The 15,000-nt window shown below is 36.9% G+C and carries 17 protein-coding genes; 10 read left to right on the top strand and 7 right to left on the bottom strand.

Annotated elements, in window-relative coordinates; translation table 11 throughout:
- Positions 1–10 precede the first annotated feature (10 nt).
- The 6 genes from CSE_RS07070 to CSE_RS07045 are packed head-to-tail and all read left to right on the top strand — an operon-like array spanning position 11 to position 6,530.
- The gene (locus CSE_RS07070; protein WP_014453962.1) at positions 11–1,078 is read left to right on the top strand and encodes an ABC transporter ATP-binding protein; all 1,068 of its coding nucleotides are present in this window, start codon (positions 11–13) and stop codon (positions 1,076–1,078) included.
- An 8-nt stretch (positions 1,079–1,086) separates the two neighbouring features.
- Positions 1,087–2,601 (top strand): glycerol kinase GlpK, encoded by a 1,515-nt coding sequence (gene glpK / locus CSE_RS07065; RefSeq protein ID WP_014453961.1) that lies wholly within the window; start codon positions 1,087–1,089, stop codon positions 2,599–2,601.
- Positions 2,602–2,618: 17 nt separating this feature from the next.
- Positions 2,619–4,097: an NAD(P)/FAD-dependent oxidoreductase gene (locus CSE_RS07060; RefSeq protein ID WP_014453960.1), complete on the top strand. Its 1,479-nt coding sequence runs from the start codon at positions 2,619–2,621 to the stop codon at positions 4,095–4,097.
- Position 4,098: 1 nt separating this feature from the next.
- Entirely contained in the window at positions 4,099–5,373 is a 1,275-nt protein-coding gene (locus tag CSE_RS07055; protein WP_014453959.1) for an NAD(P)/FAD-dependent oxidoreductase, read from the top strand.
- Position 5,374: 1 nt separating this feature from the next.
- The gene (locus CSE_RS07050) at positions 5,375–5,743 is read left to right on the top strand and encodes a DUF1667 domain-containing protein (protein ID WP_014453958.1); all 369 of its coding nucleotides are present in this window, start codon (positions 5,375–5,377) and stop codon (positions 5,741–5,743) included.
- The gene (locus CSE_RS07045) at positions 5,736–6,530 is read left to right on the top strand and encodes an SDR family oxidoreductase (RefSeq protein ID WP_014453957.1); all 795 of its coding nucleotides are present in this window, start codon (positions 5,736–5,738) and stop codon (positions 6,528–6,530) included. The genes CSE_RS07050 and CSE_RS07045 overlap by 8 nt, the downstream gene beginning before the upstream one ends.
- On the opposite strand, the gene CSE_RS07040 is transcribed toward CSE_RS07045, so the two are convergent.
- The 5 genes from CSE_RS07040 to CSE_RS07020 form a co-directional block, all read right to left on the bottom strand.
- Positions 6,508–8,112 (bottom strand): CTP synthase, encoded by a 1,605-nt coding sequence (locus CSE_RS07040; protein WP_014453956.1) that lies wholly within the window; start codon positions 8,110–8,112, stop codon positions 6,508–6,510. The genes CSE_RS07045 and CSE_RS07040 overlap by 23 nt on opposite strands.
- Positions 8,109–8,597 carry an ImmA/IrrE family metallo-endopeptidase gene (locus CSE_RS07035; protein WP_014453955.1) on the bottom strand — a complete coding sequence of 163 codons (489 nt, stop codon included), beginning with the start codon at positions 8,595–8,597 and terminating at the stop codon, positions 8,109–8,111. The genes CSE_RS07040 and CSE_RS07035 overlap by 4 nt, the downstream gene beginning before the upstream one ends.
- The gene (locus CSE_RS08030) at positions 8,575–8,898 is read right to left on the bottom strand and encodes a helix-turn-helix domain-containing protein (protein WP_014453954.1); all 324 of its coding nucleotides are present in this window, start codon (positions 8,896–8,898) and stop codon (positions 8,575–8,577) included. Before CSE_RS08030 ends, CSE_RS07035 begins: the two co-directional genes overlap by 23 nt.
- A gap of 61 nt (positions 8,899–8,959) precedes the next feature.
- Positions 8,960–9,970 (bottom strand): D-alanine--D-alanine ligase family protein, encoded by a 1,011-nt coding sequence (locus CSE_RS07025; protein ID WP_014453953.1) that lies wholly within the window; start codon positions 9,968–9,970, stop codon positions 8,960–8,962.
- 9 nt (positions 9,971–9,979) lie between these two features.
- On the bottom strand, positions 9,980–10,267 hold the full coding sequence (locus tag CSE_RS07020; protein WP_014453952.1) for a ferritin family protein: 288 nt from the start codon (positions 10,265–10,267) through the stop codon (positions 9,980–9,982).
- 154 nt (positions 10,268–10,421) lie between these two features.
- On the opposite strand from CSE_RS07020, the gene CSE_RS07015 reads away from it, so the two are divergent.
- The gene (locus CSE_RS07015) at positions 10,422–11,924 is read left to right on the top strand and encodes a 4Fe-4S binding protein (RefSeq protein WP_014453951.1); all 1,503 of its coding nucleotides are present in this window, start codon (positions 10,422–10,424) and stop codon (positions 11,922–11,924) included.
- 54 nt (positions 11,925–11,978) lie between these two features.
- Here CSE_RS07015 and CSE_RS07010 read toward each other — a convergent pair whose 3' ends face one another.
- Both CSE_RS07010 and CSE_RS07005 read right to left on the bottom strand, forming a co-directional pair.
- Complete coding sequence (locus tag CSE_RS07010) at positions 11,979–12,596, bottom strand: glycerol-3-phosphate acyltransferase (RefSeq protein ID WP_014453950.1); 618 nt, start codon at positions 12,594–12,596, stop codon at positions 11,979–11,981.
- 10 nt (positions 12,597–12,606) lie between these two features.
- Entirely contained in the window at positions 12,607–13,674 is a 1,068-nt protein-coding gene (locus CSE_RS07005) for a glycosyltransferase (RefSeq protein ID WP_041726148.1), read from the bottom strand.
- Between the two features lie 74 nt (positions 13,675–13,748).
- Here CSE_RS07005 and CSE_RS08025 point away from each other — a divergent pair, with 74 nt between their 5' ends.
- The 3 genes from CSE_RS08025 to CSE_RS08525 all read left to right on the top strand — a co-directional run bounded on the left by CSE_RS08025 (position 13,749) and on the right by CSE_RS08525 (position 15,000).
- Complete coding sequence (locus CSE_RS08025) at positions 13,749–14,141, top strand: PadR family transcriptional regulator (protein WP_014453948.1); 393 nt, start codon at positions 13,749–13,751, stop codon at positions 14,139–14,141.
- The gene (locus CSE_RS06995; RefSeq protein WP_014453947.1) at positions 14,138–14,614 is read left to right on the top strand and encodes a NifB/NifX family molybdenum-iron cluster-binding protein; all 477 of its coding nucleotides are present in this window, start codon (positions 14,138–14,140) and stop codon (positions 14,612–14,614) included. The genes CSE_RS08025 and CSE_RS06995 overlap by 4 nt, the downstream gene beginning before the upstream one ends.
- A gap of 206 nt (positions 14,615–14,820) precedes the next feature.
- Complete coding sequence (locus tag CSE_RS08525) at positions 14,821–15,000, top strand: hypothetical protein (protein WP_014453946.1); 180 nt, start codon at positions 14,821–14,823, stop codon at positions 14,998–15,000.

Raw genomic sequence — 15,000 nt, 5'->3', positions numbered from 1 at the left:
GAGGAAAAATATGGGATTTGTTGACCTTATAAACGTCAAAAAGTATTATGGAAGAGAAAATCCTATTCCTGCTGTTATTGACTTTAATTTAAGCGTTGAAAAAGGTGAATTTGTAACTCTACTTGGGCCTTCTGGCTGCGGAAAAACAACAACCCTTCGAATGATTGCAGGTTTTGAAACTGTAACTATGGGGAAAATCCTCATAGATGGGGTTGATGTGACATACCTTCCACCAAATAAAAGAAACGTTGGTATGGTTTTCCAATCATACGCACTTTTTCCCAACATGAATGTTTTTGAGAACATTGCCTTTGGGCTCAGGGTAAAGAAAAAAAGCGAAACTGAAATTAAAAAACGAGTCGAAGAAATGCTTAACCTCATACACATGCAGGAATTTGCAATGCGCTATCCTCACCAACTTTCAGGTGGACAACAGCAGAGGGTTGCCCTTGCAAGAGCTCTTGCAGTATACCCAGAAGTGCTTCTTTTAGATGAGCCTTTATCTGCACTTGATGCAAAAATTAGGGTAGAGTTGCGAAGTGAAATTCGTGCCATTCAACAAAAACTTAATATTACAACCATTTACGTTACCCATGACCAAGAGGAAGCACTTACCATGTCAGATAGGGTTGTTGTAATGAATAAAGGAATGATTGAGCAAGTTGGAACGCCTCAGGAAATTTACAATAACCCTAAAACTCATTTTGTGGCATCATTTGTTGGAACGCTAAACTTTATTAACACAAAGGTTGTAGATAAAAATAAAGGCATCCTTGAAGTTGCAGGTCAAAAGTTTGACATTGGGCGTCCTCTTTCAGAATTTGCGCATGAAATTATAACTGTTGCAATTCGCCCAGAGCGCTTTAAAATAATTCCTGACGAAAATTCAACAAATTCACTTGAAGGAACTGTTTCAAAGGTCACGTTTATGGGTGCAATAGTGAGAATAAAGGTCAAATTGGGAGATTCAGTTGTTTCTTGCGATACCTTTAACAATCCCAGCTTGGAACTTCCAGAGATTGGAGATAAAATAAAGATATATTTCTCAAAAGAAGACTTGCTTATTCTAAGTGCATGAGGTGATACATGGAAAAGAAGTTTGTTGGAGCAATTGATCAGGGAACTACAAGCACACGTTTCATAATTTTTGATAGGTTTGGAAATCCTGTTGAAAAAAGCCAGATTGAGCACAAACAGATTTTTCCAAAACCTGGTTGGGTTGAACACGACCCAGTTGAAATCTGGGAGAATACAAAGTTTGTTATTCGTGATGTAATAGAGCGCAAGGGCATTTCCCCTTGTGAAATTGCATCTATCGGGATAACAAACCAAAGAGAAACAACGATAGTTTGGGATAAAAACACCGGAAAACCTTTTTACAATGCAATTGTATGGCAGGATACACGCACCAAGGATGGTGTTGAAAAACTCATAAAAGATGGTTTTGATGATTGGTTTAGAATAAAGACCGGACTTCCAATTTCAACATATTTTTCGGCTTTGAAGTTGAAGTGGATTTTGGAAAATGTTTCTTTCGTAAAAGAAGAAGCAAACAAAGGAAACGCACTTTTTGGCACCATTGATACGTATCTTATATGGCTCCTTACAGGCGGACCAAACGGCGGAAAACATATAACTGATGTCACAAATGCTTCAAGGACGATGCTATTAAATATCGAAAAACTTGAATGGGATGAAGAAATTTTAAAAATTCTTGATATTCCTTTAGGTATGCTTCCTGAAATTCGTCCATCATCTGACCCCAATCTCTACGGCTTTACAAAACTTGATTTTTTAAACTGCGAAATTCCAATTGGTGGGGCGCTTGGCGATCAACAGGCTGCACTTGTTGGGCAAACGTGTTTTGCTGTAGGTGAGGCAAAAAATACCTACGGAACAGGTTGTTTTTTGCTTTTAAATACGGGAAGTAATCTTGTTAGAAGTAGAAGTGGTCTTCTTACAACTGTTGCATACAAATTTGGAAAAAATCCACCTTACTATGCACTTGAAGGTTCGATTGCAATTACTGGAGCGCTCGTTCAATGGCTGAGAGATAATCTCAAAATTATAAATAAATCAAGCGACATCGAGGAACTTGCAAGAAGTGTGCCTGATAACGGTGGTGTTTATTTTGTGCCAGCATTTTCTGGCCTTTTTGCGCCTTACTGGAGAACAGATGCAAGGGGCGTTATAATAGGTTTAACAAGGTATGCAAACCGTGGGCATATTGCACGTGCTGCACTTGAAGCAACTGCCTTTCAAACAAAAGATGTAATAGATGCAATGGAACATGACTCAAATATAAAACTTGAGGTGTTAAAAGTTGATGGTGGAATGGTTGTAAATGAACTTCTTATGCAATTCCAGTCGGATATCCTTAGCGTGCCTGTTGTAAGACCAAAGGTGATTGAAACAACTGCACTTGGTGCTTCCTATGTAGCAGGGCTTGCCGTAAAACTCTTTACTTCAGAGGAAGAACTCAGAAAGAATTGGGCAGTTGATAAGATTTGGACACCTAATATGGATGAAAATACAAGAAATAATTTATACAAAAGATGGCTTAGGGCAATTGAAAAATCTTTAAATCTTGCAGACGAATGAGTTATTGTGGAGGTATCATGGAAAAGTTTGATGTTATTGTAATTGGCGCAGGTGTTGTCGGTGCAATGATTGCAAGGACACTTTCAAGGTATGAATTGAATGTTGCGGTGATTGAAAAAGAGTCAGATGTGTGTATGGGAACAACTGCTGCAAACACTGCCATTATTCATGCAGGATATGATCCTCTGCCTGGGACCCTAAAAGCAGAATTAAACGTAAGGGGTAATAAACTCTGGGATCAACTTGCTTTTGAGCTTGGTATCCCTTTTAAAAGAACTGGTGATTATGTTGTTGCAATAGATAGCAATGAATTTAACAAACTTGAGGAACTTTATAATAGAGGAAAGCTAAACGGTGTTATAGGCCTTGAAATATTGGGTAGAGATGAGGTTTTGTCAAGACTTCCCTACATTAATAAGGATGTAGGTGGTGCAATGTTTGCATCAACTGGAGGTATTATTGATCCCTTTCAAGCAGCGCTTGCGCCAATGGAAAATGCAGTCGTTAATGGTGTTAAACTTTTCCTTGAAACTTCTTTTGAGGATTTTATTTTTGATGGGAAGCGTATTGTTGGTATCAAAACAAACAAAGGGGATTTTCTTTGTTCTTGGGTAATTAATGCAGCTGGTCTCTATGCAGATACCGTTATGCACAAGGCAAATTTGCATCCAGAATTCAAGATTACACCAAGAAAAGGTGAGTATTATATTTTTGATAGAAATGAATTTGCTATTTCAGAGGTCCTCTTCCCAGTGCCAACTGAAATAAGCAAAGGCATAATGGTTACGACAACCGTTCATGGAAATACAATAATAGGTCCAAATTCGCATGAAGTTCCTGATAAAGAAGACACCTCAAACACGGTTGAAGGACTTGATGAGGTCTTTAAAGGAGCATCAAAACTTGTTCCGCAAATTGCAAATAGCATGAAGCACGTTATTGCAATCTTTGCAGGTTTGCGAGCAACAGGAAACGCAAGGACTCCGAACCCAAATATCGATTACCACCATGATTTCCTTATAGAAGTTAATAAAGATATAGGGCTTGTTAATGTTGCAGGTATTGAATCGCCTGGTCTTGCATCTTCTCCTGCTATTGCGGAAAGAGTTATTGAGCTTTTGAAGGATTCCGGGCTTAAATTAAAGGAGAAAAAGGACTTTAATCCCATTAGATCACCAAGACCCCGTTTTAAAGATATGAGTAATGAGGAGAGAGCAAAACTCGTTAGTAAAAATCCTTCCTACGGAAGAATTATTTGCCGTTGCGAATATGTTACCGAGGGAGAAATTCTTGATGAAATCCATGCGCCAGTCCCTGCAAGGACATATGATGCAATTAAGCGCAGGACGTGGCTTGGTACAGGTAGATGCCAAGGCGCATTTGATACCCCAAGGGTTGTTGAAATTCTTTCTAAAGAACTTGGTATTTCGCCTCTTGAAGTTACTAAAAAAGGTGATGATTCTTATTTTCTTCTAAGAAAGACCAAAGAGGTGTAAGATGAAGGAGAGATACGATGTTGTTGTTATAGGTGCTGGTCCTGGTGGGCTTGCTGCGGCGATCTCTGCAAAAAAAGAAGGCGCTGAATCAGTTCTCATCATAGATAGAGATAAAGAACCTGGAGGTATTTTAAATCAGTGCATTCATAATGGTTTTGGTGTTGAAATATTCAAGGAAGATTTACCAGGTCCAGCATATGCTGAAAGGTTTATTAACGAGGCAGAATCGGTAGGTGTAGAATTTTTGCTTGACTCAATGGTTCTTGATATAACGCCATCAAAGAAAGTTTATGTCACAAGCAAGTGGTTCGGTTTTAAAGAAATTGAAGCAACCTCTATCATACTTGCAATGGGTGCAAGAGAAAGAACTCGTGCCCAGATTAGAATACCAGGTTTTAGACCTGTAGGCGTTTATACCGCAGGAACAGCGCAGCGCTTTGTAAATATTGAAGGTTTTATGCCAGGGAAGAGATTTGTTATTCTTGGTTCAGGCGACATCGGAATGATTATGGCTCGAAGGCTTACACTCGAAGGAGCAAAAGTAGAAAGAGTGCTTGAAATAATGCCACATCTTACCGGTCTTACAAGAAATTATGTGCAGTGCCTTCAAGATTTTAATATACCGCTTCAATTAAGTCATACTGTGAATCGTATTTTAGGGAAAAATAGAGTTGAAGCAATTGAATCAGTTCAGGTTGATGAGCACTTTAATCCCATTAAAGGAACAGAAGAAATTATCCCCGCAGACACATTGCTTTTGTCTGTTGGGCTTATTCCTGAAAACGAACTTTCAAAGAAAGTTGGTGTTAAGATAGATCCTTTAATTCAGGGCCCCTTTGTTGACGAGGAGATGCAGACTTCAGTTCCAGGGATCTTTGCTGCAGGTAATGTCGTTCATATTTTTGACCTCGTCGATTGGGTGACGGATGCAGGAATTACAGCCGGGAAAGGTGCGGCAAGATACGTAAAAGTTGTTAAAGAAAAGGGTGATTTTGTAAAACTTGTTCCAGGAAACAACATTCATCACATTGTGCCTCAATACATTAAAAGAGATGCTCTTATAAATGGTCCTGTAAAACTCATGATGAGGGTCGTAAAGCCAATAGAGGAGAAGGTTTGGGTAGAAGTAAGTGATGGACAAAATCTTATTACAAGAAAACTTGAGCGTTATGTGAGACCTGCCGAAATGGTAACACTTACCATTCCTCAAAAGGCTTACGATGATGTAAGAAAGACAAAAGAACTTATCGTAAGTGTTGAAAGGTTTGGAGGTTAGTATGGAAACAAGGAAATTCACCTGTCTAGGTTGTCCTGTTGGGTGCTCTCTTACAGTGTATATCGAAAATGGAGAAGTCGAAAAGGTTGAAGGAAATCAGTGCAATATAGGAATTGACTTTGCAAAGCAGGAAGTCAAAGACCCAAGGCGCAAGGTTGCAACAACTGTTAAAATTAAAAATGGTGTTCATCCGCTTCTACCTGTTTATACAGATGCTCCATTTCCAAAAAATCTCATATTCAAGCTTATGGACGAACTAAGAAAAATAGAAGTTGATGCACCCGTAAAGATGGATGATATAATTCTTGAGAATGCCCTTGGAACGGGAGTTAACATAAGGGCAAGCAGGAGCATAAGGAAAAATGAATAAAATAATATTAGTTACTGGTGCCTCATCTGGTTTTGGACTTGAGATATTCAATTACCTCAATTCAAAGGGAATCCATGCCTATGGTGTATCACGCACACTTAAAGATTCTATTCAAGATCGCACTTTTACGCTTGACGTAACAGACTTCGATAAGGCAAAAGAGGTTGTTAAACAAATCGTCCAAATTGAAGGGCATATTGATGCACTTGTAAATGTTGCTGGTTTTGGTATTTCTGGTGCAGTTGAAGATACACCAATCGAAGCAATAAAAAGGCAAATAGAAGTAAATTTCATAGGTGCGGTTAATCTTGTAAAAGCGGTATTACCGTACATGAGAGAAAAGCACTCAGGCTTAATTATCAATTTCAGTTCCATTGCAGGGCTTATTGGTCTCCCGTATCAGGCATTTTACTCTTCTTCTAAGTTTGCAATTGAGGGATTTTCTCAGGCACTCCGAATGGAAGTTGAGCAGTTTGGGATTCATGTTGTTGTTGTTGAACCAGGCGATTTTAAAACAGGCTTTACAGGGAGAAGAGAAAAATACACCAAAGAGAATTCGCCATATTATGAAAAATTCTTTAAAGCAATTTCACGAATGGAAAAGGACGAAACCGAAGGAAGCGATCCAAAAATTGTTGCAGAACTAATATATAAAATTATTACAAGCAAAAATCCACAGAACAAGTATGTTGTTGGCCCATTTTTTGAGAAACTATTTGTTATTTTAAAGAAAATTCTTCCTGAAAGTTTAATTCAAACAATTTTTAAGATGTACTATGGCTTGTAATCGAAGCCTCGATAAATTTTACAAATAAGGGATGTGGGTTTAAAGGTCTCGATTTAAATTCAGGATGTGCCTGTGTCCCAATAAAAAACGGGTGGTCTATAATCTCTCCAAATTCAACGAGTTTACCGTTAGGCGAAGTGCCCGATACAACAAAGCCGTGGCTTGTTAGTATTGGTAAAAATTCATTGTTAACTTCATAACGGTGTCTGTGCCTTTCTAAAATTTCAGTTATCCCGTAGATCTTGTGCGCAAGGCTTCCTTCTTTAAGAATTGCCTTTTGTGCGCCAAGTCTCATTGTGCCGCCAAGTGCTTTGATATCCTTTTGACTTTCCATGATGTCAATTACAGGATATGGTGTTTTTGGGTCAAATTCTGTTGAGTTTGCTTTCTTAAGCCCGCAAACATTCCGAGCAAACTCAATCGTCATAAGTTGCATTCCAAGGCAAATTCCCAAAAATGGAACCTTATTTACTCTTGCAAAGTGAATTGCATTTATCATCCCTTCAATACCTCTTATGCCAAATCCTCCAGGAACAAGGATACCATCAACATTTGCCTCTTTTAGAACATTTTTATAATTTTCATTTTCAAGAGTTTCTGAATTGATCCATATAATTTCAAGTTTTGCCCTGTTTTCTGTTGCGCCATGCTTTAGCGCTTCGATGAGACTTTTGTATGCGTCTTTTAGTTCAACATATTTTCCAATTATGCCAATTCTGACAGTTCTTTTGGGGTGCTCCATTCTTTCCAAGAAATCAAGATACTTATCAATATTTAATTTTCGTTCCTGAAGTCCTAAAACCTCTAATACTCTTTTAGAAAACTCCTGACTTTCAAGGAGAATTGGGATTTTATAGATGTTATCAGTATCAACTGCTTCAAGGACGTTCTCAACTTTTACATCCGTAAAAAGAGACAATTTTTCTTTTATGGATCTTTGGATTGGCACCTCACTTCTTACCACAAGTAAATCTGGCTGAATACCAATGCTTCGAAGTTCCTTAACACTGTGTTGTGTTGGTTTTGTTTTTACTTCCTGTGTTGTCCTAAGATATGGAAGAAGAGAAACATGGATATAGGAAACATTTTCCTTGCCTAAGTCAATTTTCATTTGTCGAGCTGCTTCCAAAAAAGGTTGTGATTCAATGTCTCCAACAGTGCCTCCGATCTCAACGATAAGAATATCATATTGCTCTCCAAGTTTTTTGAGATTATCTTTGATCTCATTTGTAATGTGAGGTATAACTTGCACCGTCTTTCCCAGATAATAACCAACTCGTTCTTTTGTTAGCACTGAATAGTAGATTTTTCCTGTTGTGATGCTGTTATCCTTTGTAAGGTTTTTATTTAAAAATCTCTCATAGTTTCCCACATCAAGATCTGTTTCACCGCCGTCATCTGTAACAAATACTTCACCGTGTTCGTATGGAGACATTGTTCCTGCGTCTATCTGTAAGTATGGGTCAATTTTTACAATATTAACACTGTATCCTCTACTTTCAAGAAGCATTCCCAATGAGGATGCAACAAGTCCTTTTCCAAGGGAAGAAATTACACCACCCGTAATGAAAACAACCTTCATAAAACCACCTCGTATCCGAAAGATTTAAGTCTTATTTTAATAACATTAATTGAAACTTCGAAATAATTAGAGAGTTCATTTACAAGCGGTGATTTTATCCTATCAGTGTAGAGGAGCGCTTCACTTATTATTTTCTTTAAGACTACCTCTGGCACTAAGAGTTCAGATGCAATTTTATTTACTTTCCACTGGAATTTTTTGTCCCTCCCTTTATAGATATAATATGGGAAGTTTGCAAAAGGTTTTTGTTTTTGCATTAAATATTCTACAAATTCATGTGCCAAAATGAAGTGCTTAACCTTAAATGGTAGATTTTTATTTATAAATATGCAAGTTTTTTCTTCGGATATTAATGTAAAATTTATACTACTTTCAATTTCATAAACATTTTCCAAACCAATGTAGTAATCAATTGCCTTGAAAATGTCTATTTGTCTTGCAGGATTTCCTTTTGGAAATGTCTCAATTAGTTTCTTTGTTTCCACTTTTCCTTTTTTTAAGATAGTCAACAAACGCTTCAATTGCCCTTATATCCTCTTCGGTGAGATCTTTATCAAGGTGAAAGAGGATTTTTATATCCGTCTTTTCTATGAAGTAAGAAGGAGGTAAATCAAGTGCCTCAGCAATTTTTGCAACAACCTTTATCGTTGGTGTCTTTTTTCCCTGTATGAGTTGCGATATGTATGCGATGGAGATGCCCGTTCTTCTTGCAAGTTCGCTTTGAGTCAAATCTTTCTCTTTAAGTGCTTCTTTTAGTCTTTCAACAAAGTACTCTCTTACTCCCATATATAGTATTGTATTAAAATTGTCTATTTACTAAAAATCACTCTTAATTTTTTGCAAGGACTTACTCTTCGTGGTTGTAGGAGATTTTTGTTTCAAGTCGGTATCTTTCTACTGCTACTTGAAGTATGTCGTTTATAAGGTCTCCATAAGTTTTTCCCATGAGTTTGTATATACGTGGCAAATCTGAGTGCTCTGGATCAAGCCCCGGGAGGGGATTAACCTCAAGAATGTATGGATTGTAATTCTTGTCGACACGTAGGTCAAACCTTGCAACATCTCTATTTCTTAGGGCAATAAAGGCATTTTTTACAATCTCCGTTATCTTTTGAAGCACTTCCACTGGAAGCCTTGCAGGTAGGTAATAATTGGCTTTGTCTGAATAATCAGTTTTGAACTTGTAAGTTTGTATGTAGGGGGATGCCTTCAATTCTCTTTTTGAGAGCGTTGAGAAATCAATTTCCATGGGTGGCAAAACCTGTGGGGGAAAATTTCCCATTACCCCAACTGTTACTTCCATTCCGCCTATGAACTCCTCAACCATGATAGGTCGTTTAAATTTCCTAAAAGCTTTTTCAGCGGCCTCTTTTAATTCAATATCGTTTTCGCAAATCGATTTTGAAGTAATGCCAATACTTGAGCCTTCAAAAATTGGTTTTACTATAACAGGATAGTTAAGATCTCCAATTTCAATAGGATCGATTACCTTTAAAACCTTAAACTTTGGCGTCGGGATACCATGGTATAAAAGTACTTCTTTTGTCATCACTTTATCCATTGATATAGCCAAAGATAAGACAGATGATCCAGTATACGGAATTCTAAGTTCATCTAAAAGCGCTGGCACAAATGCTTCCCTGTATGCTCCGTATTTTCCCTCTGCGATATTGAAGACAAACTGAGGCCTATCAATTGTAAGTGAATAAAAGAGCAAGGGGGAAGTTGCTTCATACAGTTTAACCTTGTGCCCCCTTGCCTCAAGTGCACGCTTTATTGCCTCAATTGTTACAGGTCTATCAAACTCGTCTAACTCGGTTTCGCTTCTTTTTAGGTTAAAGGTAATTCCAACTTTCATATAACTTTATTAACCCATTTCTCCAAAGTCTTTTGTTGTAAAGAGATAGTCCTTCAACTCGTGCTCAAATTTAGGATCAACTCGTCTCAAATACTCGATAAGCATTGCAGCATGTTCTTTCTCTTCATCTCTGTTGTGGATGAGAATTTTCTTAAGTTCTGGGTCAGATGTTGCCTCAACTCTTTGGTTATAATAGTCAATTGCTTCAAGTTCTTCCATGAGTGAGGCAATTGCCCTATGTAAATCCATTGCCCTTTCACCAATTACCTTTGGGTCTTCATACATATTGCCTGCCATATTGCACCTCCATAAAAATATTATAGCCCCATTTTTTCTTTTGCAAAGAAACTTTTGTCTTTAAAAAGCCATATTGTGAAAAATTATTCAAATTGTCTTCACAATTTCCAGATATTATAAAACAAGTAATAACATTAAATTTTAGGAGGTTGTAATGAAACAAATTAAGAAAAAGGTTTTAATATCCGCAATTGCGGTACTTTTGCTTATATTTTTATATGTTCCAAATATTTTTGGATGCACCGTGAGTATCGTTCCTTCAAAGACTGAGGTGGAAGTTGAAGAGACGATTTCAATTGATATACTGAGAACTAAAACCCATAAAACCTGCGTTCTTCCCCTTGATGAGACGAAAATTGAAGTAGTGGGGGGAGAAATTGTAAAAGAGTATCCGTGGATCACAGGCACGCCTGACAAAAAAACTATCGAAGTAAAATTTACTACAGTTTCCGATGCGGTTATTAAAGTTACAAGAGATTGTCCTAAGGGTGGGTTAATGGTTTGGACTGCAACAATAAAAGTCGTTAATGGTAGTGATACGAACAGTACTACAACGGTTTCCTCAACTCAGGACTCGTCTTCAAGTGGGACATCTTCAAACACGACTGCAACATCGAACACGGGAGCATCAAATAATACAAATGTGAATAATGCTTCCTCAAGCACCGTCACCCCTAATACTTCTTCGAGCACTCCTTCCTCGAATAGTAGCTCTGTTTCTTCATCCAATAGTTCTGAAAGTACTTCAAGTTCTCAAACACAAACAGATAACTCTAAAACAACTTCTTCGGAAGAGCACATAGAGAATCCCTCAAATTCTCAAACAAATACTAACGAAGTTAACACCCAAGAAAAGACTTCGAATACAAGCACCTCAAACATAACGCTTCAAGATATTTTTACTACTCAAAATATCCTATACCTATTGCTATTGTTCCTTGCGCTTCTTCTTTACATCCTCAAGAAGTTTAAATTACGGTATTTATTGCTTTTGTTCTCAGTTGCGGTGCTTGGATTTTATTTTGGTGGATGTCCTTGTATTATGGGGTATATAGAGAAGATATTCATAAGTGCTGTTGGTTCAAAGGTATTTATATTAGGAATTGTTATGATTGGAATAATTACGCCTATAACTCTTTTTAAAGGTAGGATTTTCTGTGGTTGGGTTTGTCCTCATGGTGCATTGCAAGAATTTCTTTTTCAAAAGAAAATTGCTTTAAAAATAAGTCCAAGTTTGGATAGAAAGCTAAAATATATTAAATATTTGGTGCTAATTTTAGTTATTGCTTTTGCAATTGTAAATGGTGTTGGTATCCTATGTAAATTTGAGCCTTTCAAATCCATATACAGCATATCTCTTACAGGGATTGCTCTTATAATAGTTATTTTAACGCTTATCTCTTCGGTATTCATTTACAGACCATGGTGCAGATATATTTGCCCATTTGGTGCTTATCTTGGAGTAGTTGCCTTTATTGGTAGTAAATTACATCTTGTAAACGGTAAAATTTCAAATTCTTGTATCTTATGCAAGAATTGTGTTAGAAACTGTCCTGCAAATGCAACAATTGAGAAAGTTGACCATTATGAAATTGATTGCAAAGAATGTTTTATGTGCGGCGATTGTCATACGTGCTGTCCAAAGAATAAGCCGTAAAAGGGAATTGCTTTTAGGGGTGTATACCTTTAAGTTGTCGTATGCCTAAATAATTTACCCTAAAAACCTTTCTTTAAGTCTTATTGGGATATCGCTCAGTTCTCTTCTATGGGAGTAGATAAGAAGCAATGCATTCAAGAACCAAGCAAGAAGAAACTCTCGATATAAAATATAAACAAAAACGCCAATGAATAGGAATGAACCTACTACCCTAAGAGCATTGTATTCAGGCGATTCCTCATAACCTTTGTGAAATACGAGAGGATATAAAATCAAAGCAATCGCAAAGAGTATTGCGATTTGGAAGTTCGTTAACGCAACCCAAATCCCAAATGTTGTTGCAACTCCTTTTCCACCTCTTCCTTTTAGAAGTGGTGAAAACATATGCCCCAAAAGTGGTGCAATGGCAAGTATACTCAATGGAACACTCCCGAAAATGTTATTTTTAGCGATAAAATACAAAGGCAATGCCCCTTTAGCAAAATCAAGGAGGCTTCCTATGATACCTGCAACACGTCCTGCTGCGTGCCACAAATTGAACCCACCAGGATTTCCATCTCCATATCTTCTTATGTCTTTGTGGAGTATAAGACCTATAAGGTAGGAAAACATGATAGAACCTGCTAAAAATTCAATTAAGAAGTAAAGCGCAAACAATCTTATTTGTTCCACTTTATTTCACCTACCTTCTTGTAAATATTTTTACATCTTTCCACTCTACAAAGCCTCTTATGAAAGTTGCATAAAAAGAATATGAAATAACATAAAGGGTGAAGAAAACAACTGCTGGATAAAATATTGAAGCAATTACCGAAAATTCACCAACTCTTCTTGCAAAAATGTAAATCAAAAATACATATGCAAAGTAAAGATAGAAAAACGGGTATATGCGATAGTATAAAGGTGGAATAAGAGAGCCGAAAAGGAAAAGCATAATCGGCAAAACAATCGAAAAATCTACAATTGCACTTCCCAGTGCGGAGTTTTTTGACCAACCTTTGAAAAGTGAATTAAACCCTTCCGGATACATCCTGAATTTGACAAGGTCGGAACCAAGGAAATTCGTGATAGGTATATTTGCCTTTAAAAATGCCTGCCCAAGTTTAAAATCTTCAACAACCTCATTTTTGACAACGTAATGGGTCCCTACTTTGATATAATTTTCCCTTGATACGGCAATCAAAGGACCATAAATGCCGATTGGCTTTGTGTTTTCAATGATGGTAAAGCTTTTTGATGCCATGGCAGATATGATGGCAAAAATCATTGATAGATTTTCGTAAGGCTTTTTTACAATATGTTTTGGCCACACTGATACAACTCCTTTTGTTCTTAACACTTCCGAAACAATACTTTTAATTGCATTAGATTCAAATTCTACATCTGCATCAACAAATATTAGGATATCTCCTTGTGAATTTTTAAAGCCTTTAAGACATGCGTATGGTTTTCCAAGAAAGCCATTCTCACGCTCAATTATACGCACGACTTTTGCTCCAAAGGATTGTGCGACCTCAAAGGTTCTATCAGTTGAATTATCATCTACGACAATAACCTCAAGGTTTGGATAAGTGCAATTCTTAAGGCTTGTAAGTATCTTCTTGAGATTGTTCTCTTCATTTCTTGCAGGAATTATAACCGATACTAATGGTGTATCAATGGAGTCAACTTTTTCAAGAAACCTCCCTCTATAAAATGCAAAAATTCCACTAAAAATCCCTAAAATTGCTAGCAATATTAGTATTTTCATTATCATCATCAAAATTATAGCATAGTTACCTACAAGTGAAAATGATTTTTGTTACTTATATGATATAATAATATATGAAACGAAAATGTGGAAGAGGTTGTGCAAATTTTACAGACATTGGTGTTTCTCAGAATATAGTCTTGAGAGCGTGGATTTTGTCGTATCTAAAATTGAACGGTCCAAAGCATGGTTATGATATTATCTCTGGATTTATTGAGACTTTTAAGAATTTAGCAGAAGACTTTGGCCCAAGTGAGATGGGTGCCTTTTATAAGATAATGAGAATGTTTGAAATGGAAGGCCTTGTAACATCTTCGTGGGAGATAAGTGTTAGCGGTCCTGCAAAGCGTGTATATACGATAACAGAGAAAGGCATAGAGGAACTTAAAGACCTTGAAAAGAAACTCCAATTTTCAAAGTCAATAATAGAAAAACTAATAAATATGATTAAGGAGGCAAGTAGATGAAAATTGCATTTGTAACAGATGAGGCAAATGGCCTTGAAAGTTTAATCTCGGAGCACTTTGGTCATGCTCCTTACTTTGTAATTGTTGAGGTTGAGGGCGATGAAGTAAAGAATGTTGAGTCAATTAACAATCCCTTTGCAGGTGCTCATGCACATGATGATGTTGCAAATTTTCTTAAAGAAAAAGGTGTTGAAATGGTTGTTGCAGGAAACATGGGAGAACACATGATGTCTGCTTTTGATGATGCTGGTATTGATGTAGTCGTAGGTGCAGAAGGAACTGTCGACGATGTTATTGATGATGTTATCGAAGGAGATTTTGAGGAATATGACGAGGACTTGGAGGAGTTTGAAGAAAGTAATTATGAAGATGAAGATATCAAGGAATTGAGGCAAGATATCGAATCGCTCAAAAAAGAAATCCAACAGATAAAATCAATGCTTCAAAGTATCGAAAATAAACTTAAAGGTTAAAGTTTTTAAAAAAAGGAAGACGCTATAAAAAAAACGATTACCTAAAAGAGAAATCGAAACCACTTTCGCAAGATGAACGAGAAGAGCGTTATAAGTATCTTGGAAAAGAGGTATTAGATTTTAACGAACCCGGGCTTGATTCAATTTCTGAATTCTATGGGATCGCACATGCAATTTGGGACGATTGGGCTGATGGAAGAATTGATATGAATACTGCTTTGCGGAGATTGTCCTTGCTAAAACTTCTAAGTTTCAAAGGAAAGAACAAAAAGATTCAAGATGTAGATGACGAAGACCTTGAAGAAGTAAGAAAATTTATTGATTATGTAAGACAAGTCATTAAAAACGATGGAAGAAGGCACGGAGAAATCATTACAGAGGATTAA

This window comes from Caldisericum exile AZM16c01, assembly GCF_000284335.1.
Taxonomy (GTDB): Bacteria; Caldisericota; Caldisericia; order Caldisericales; family Caldisericaceae; genus Caldisericum; species Caldisericum exile.
The sequence above is the reverse complement of the archived record's forward strand: the minus strand, read 5'-3'. Positions and strand labels throughout refer to the sequence as shown.

Bases quoted from the DNA above. Each gene is read 5' to 3' on its own strand.
- CSE_RS08030 (WP_014453954.1), bottom strand. From the start codon at position 8,898: ATGGGAGTAAGAGAGTACTTTGTTGAAAGACTAAAAGAAGCACTTAAA.
- CSE_RS07005 (WP_041726148.1), bottom strand. From the start codon at position 13,674: ATGAAAATACTAATATTGCTAGCAATTTTAGGGATTTTTAGTGGAATT.
- CSE_RS08525 (WP_014453946.1), top strand. From the start codon at position 14,821: ATGAATACTGCTTTGCGGAGATTGTCCTTGCTAAAACTTCTAAGTTTC.
- CSE_RS07060 (WP_014453960.1), top strand. From the start codon at position 2,619: ATGGAAAAGTTTGATGTTATTGTAATTGGCGCAGGTGTTGTCGGTGCA.
- CSE_RS07020 (WP_014453952.1), bottom strand. From the start codon at position 10,267: ATGGCAGGCAATATGTATGAAGACCCAAAGGTAATTGGTGAAAGGGCA.
- CSE_RS06995 (WP_014453947.1), top strand. From the start codon at position 14,138: ATGAAAATTGCATTTGTAACAGATGAGGCAAATGGCCTTGAAAGTTTA.
- CSE_RS07045 (WP_014453957.1), top strand. From the start codon at position 5,736: ATGAATAAAATAATATTAGTTACTGGTGCCTCATCTGGTTTTGGACTT.
- glpK (WP_014453961.1), top strand. From the start codon at position 1,087: ATGGAAAAGAAGTTTGTTGGAGCAATTGATCAGGGAACTACAAGCACA.
- CSE_RS08025 (WP_014453948.1), top strand. From the start codon at position 13,749: ATGAAACGAAAATGTGGAAGAGGTTGTGCAAATTTTACAGACATTGGT.
- CSE_RS07055 (WP_014453959.1), top strand. From the start codon at position 4,099: ATGAAGGAGAGATACGATGTTGTTGTTATAGGTGCTGGTCCTGGTGGG.
- CSE_RS07015 (WP_014453951.1), top strand. From the start codon at position 10,422: ATGAAACAAATTAAGAAAAAGGTTTTAATATCCGCAATTGCGGTACTT.
- CSE_RS07025 (WP_014453953.1), bottom strand. From the start codon at position 9,970: ATGAAAGTTGGAATTACCTTTAACCTAAAAAGAAGCGAAACCGAGTTA.
- CSE_RS07050 (WP_014453958.1), top strand. From the start codon at position 5,375: ATGGAAACAAGGAAATTCACCTGTCTAGGTTGTCCTGTTGGGTGCTCT.
- CSE_RS07040 (WP_014453956.1), bottom strand. From the start codon at position 8,112: ATGAAGGTTGTTTTCATTACGGGTGGTGTAATTTCTTCCCTTGGAAAA.
- CSE_RS07070 (WP_014453962.1), top strand. From the start codon at position 11: ATGGGATTTGTTGACCTTATAAACGTCAAAAAGTATTATGGAAGAGAA.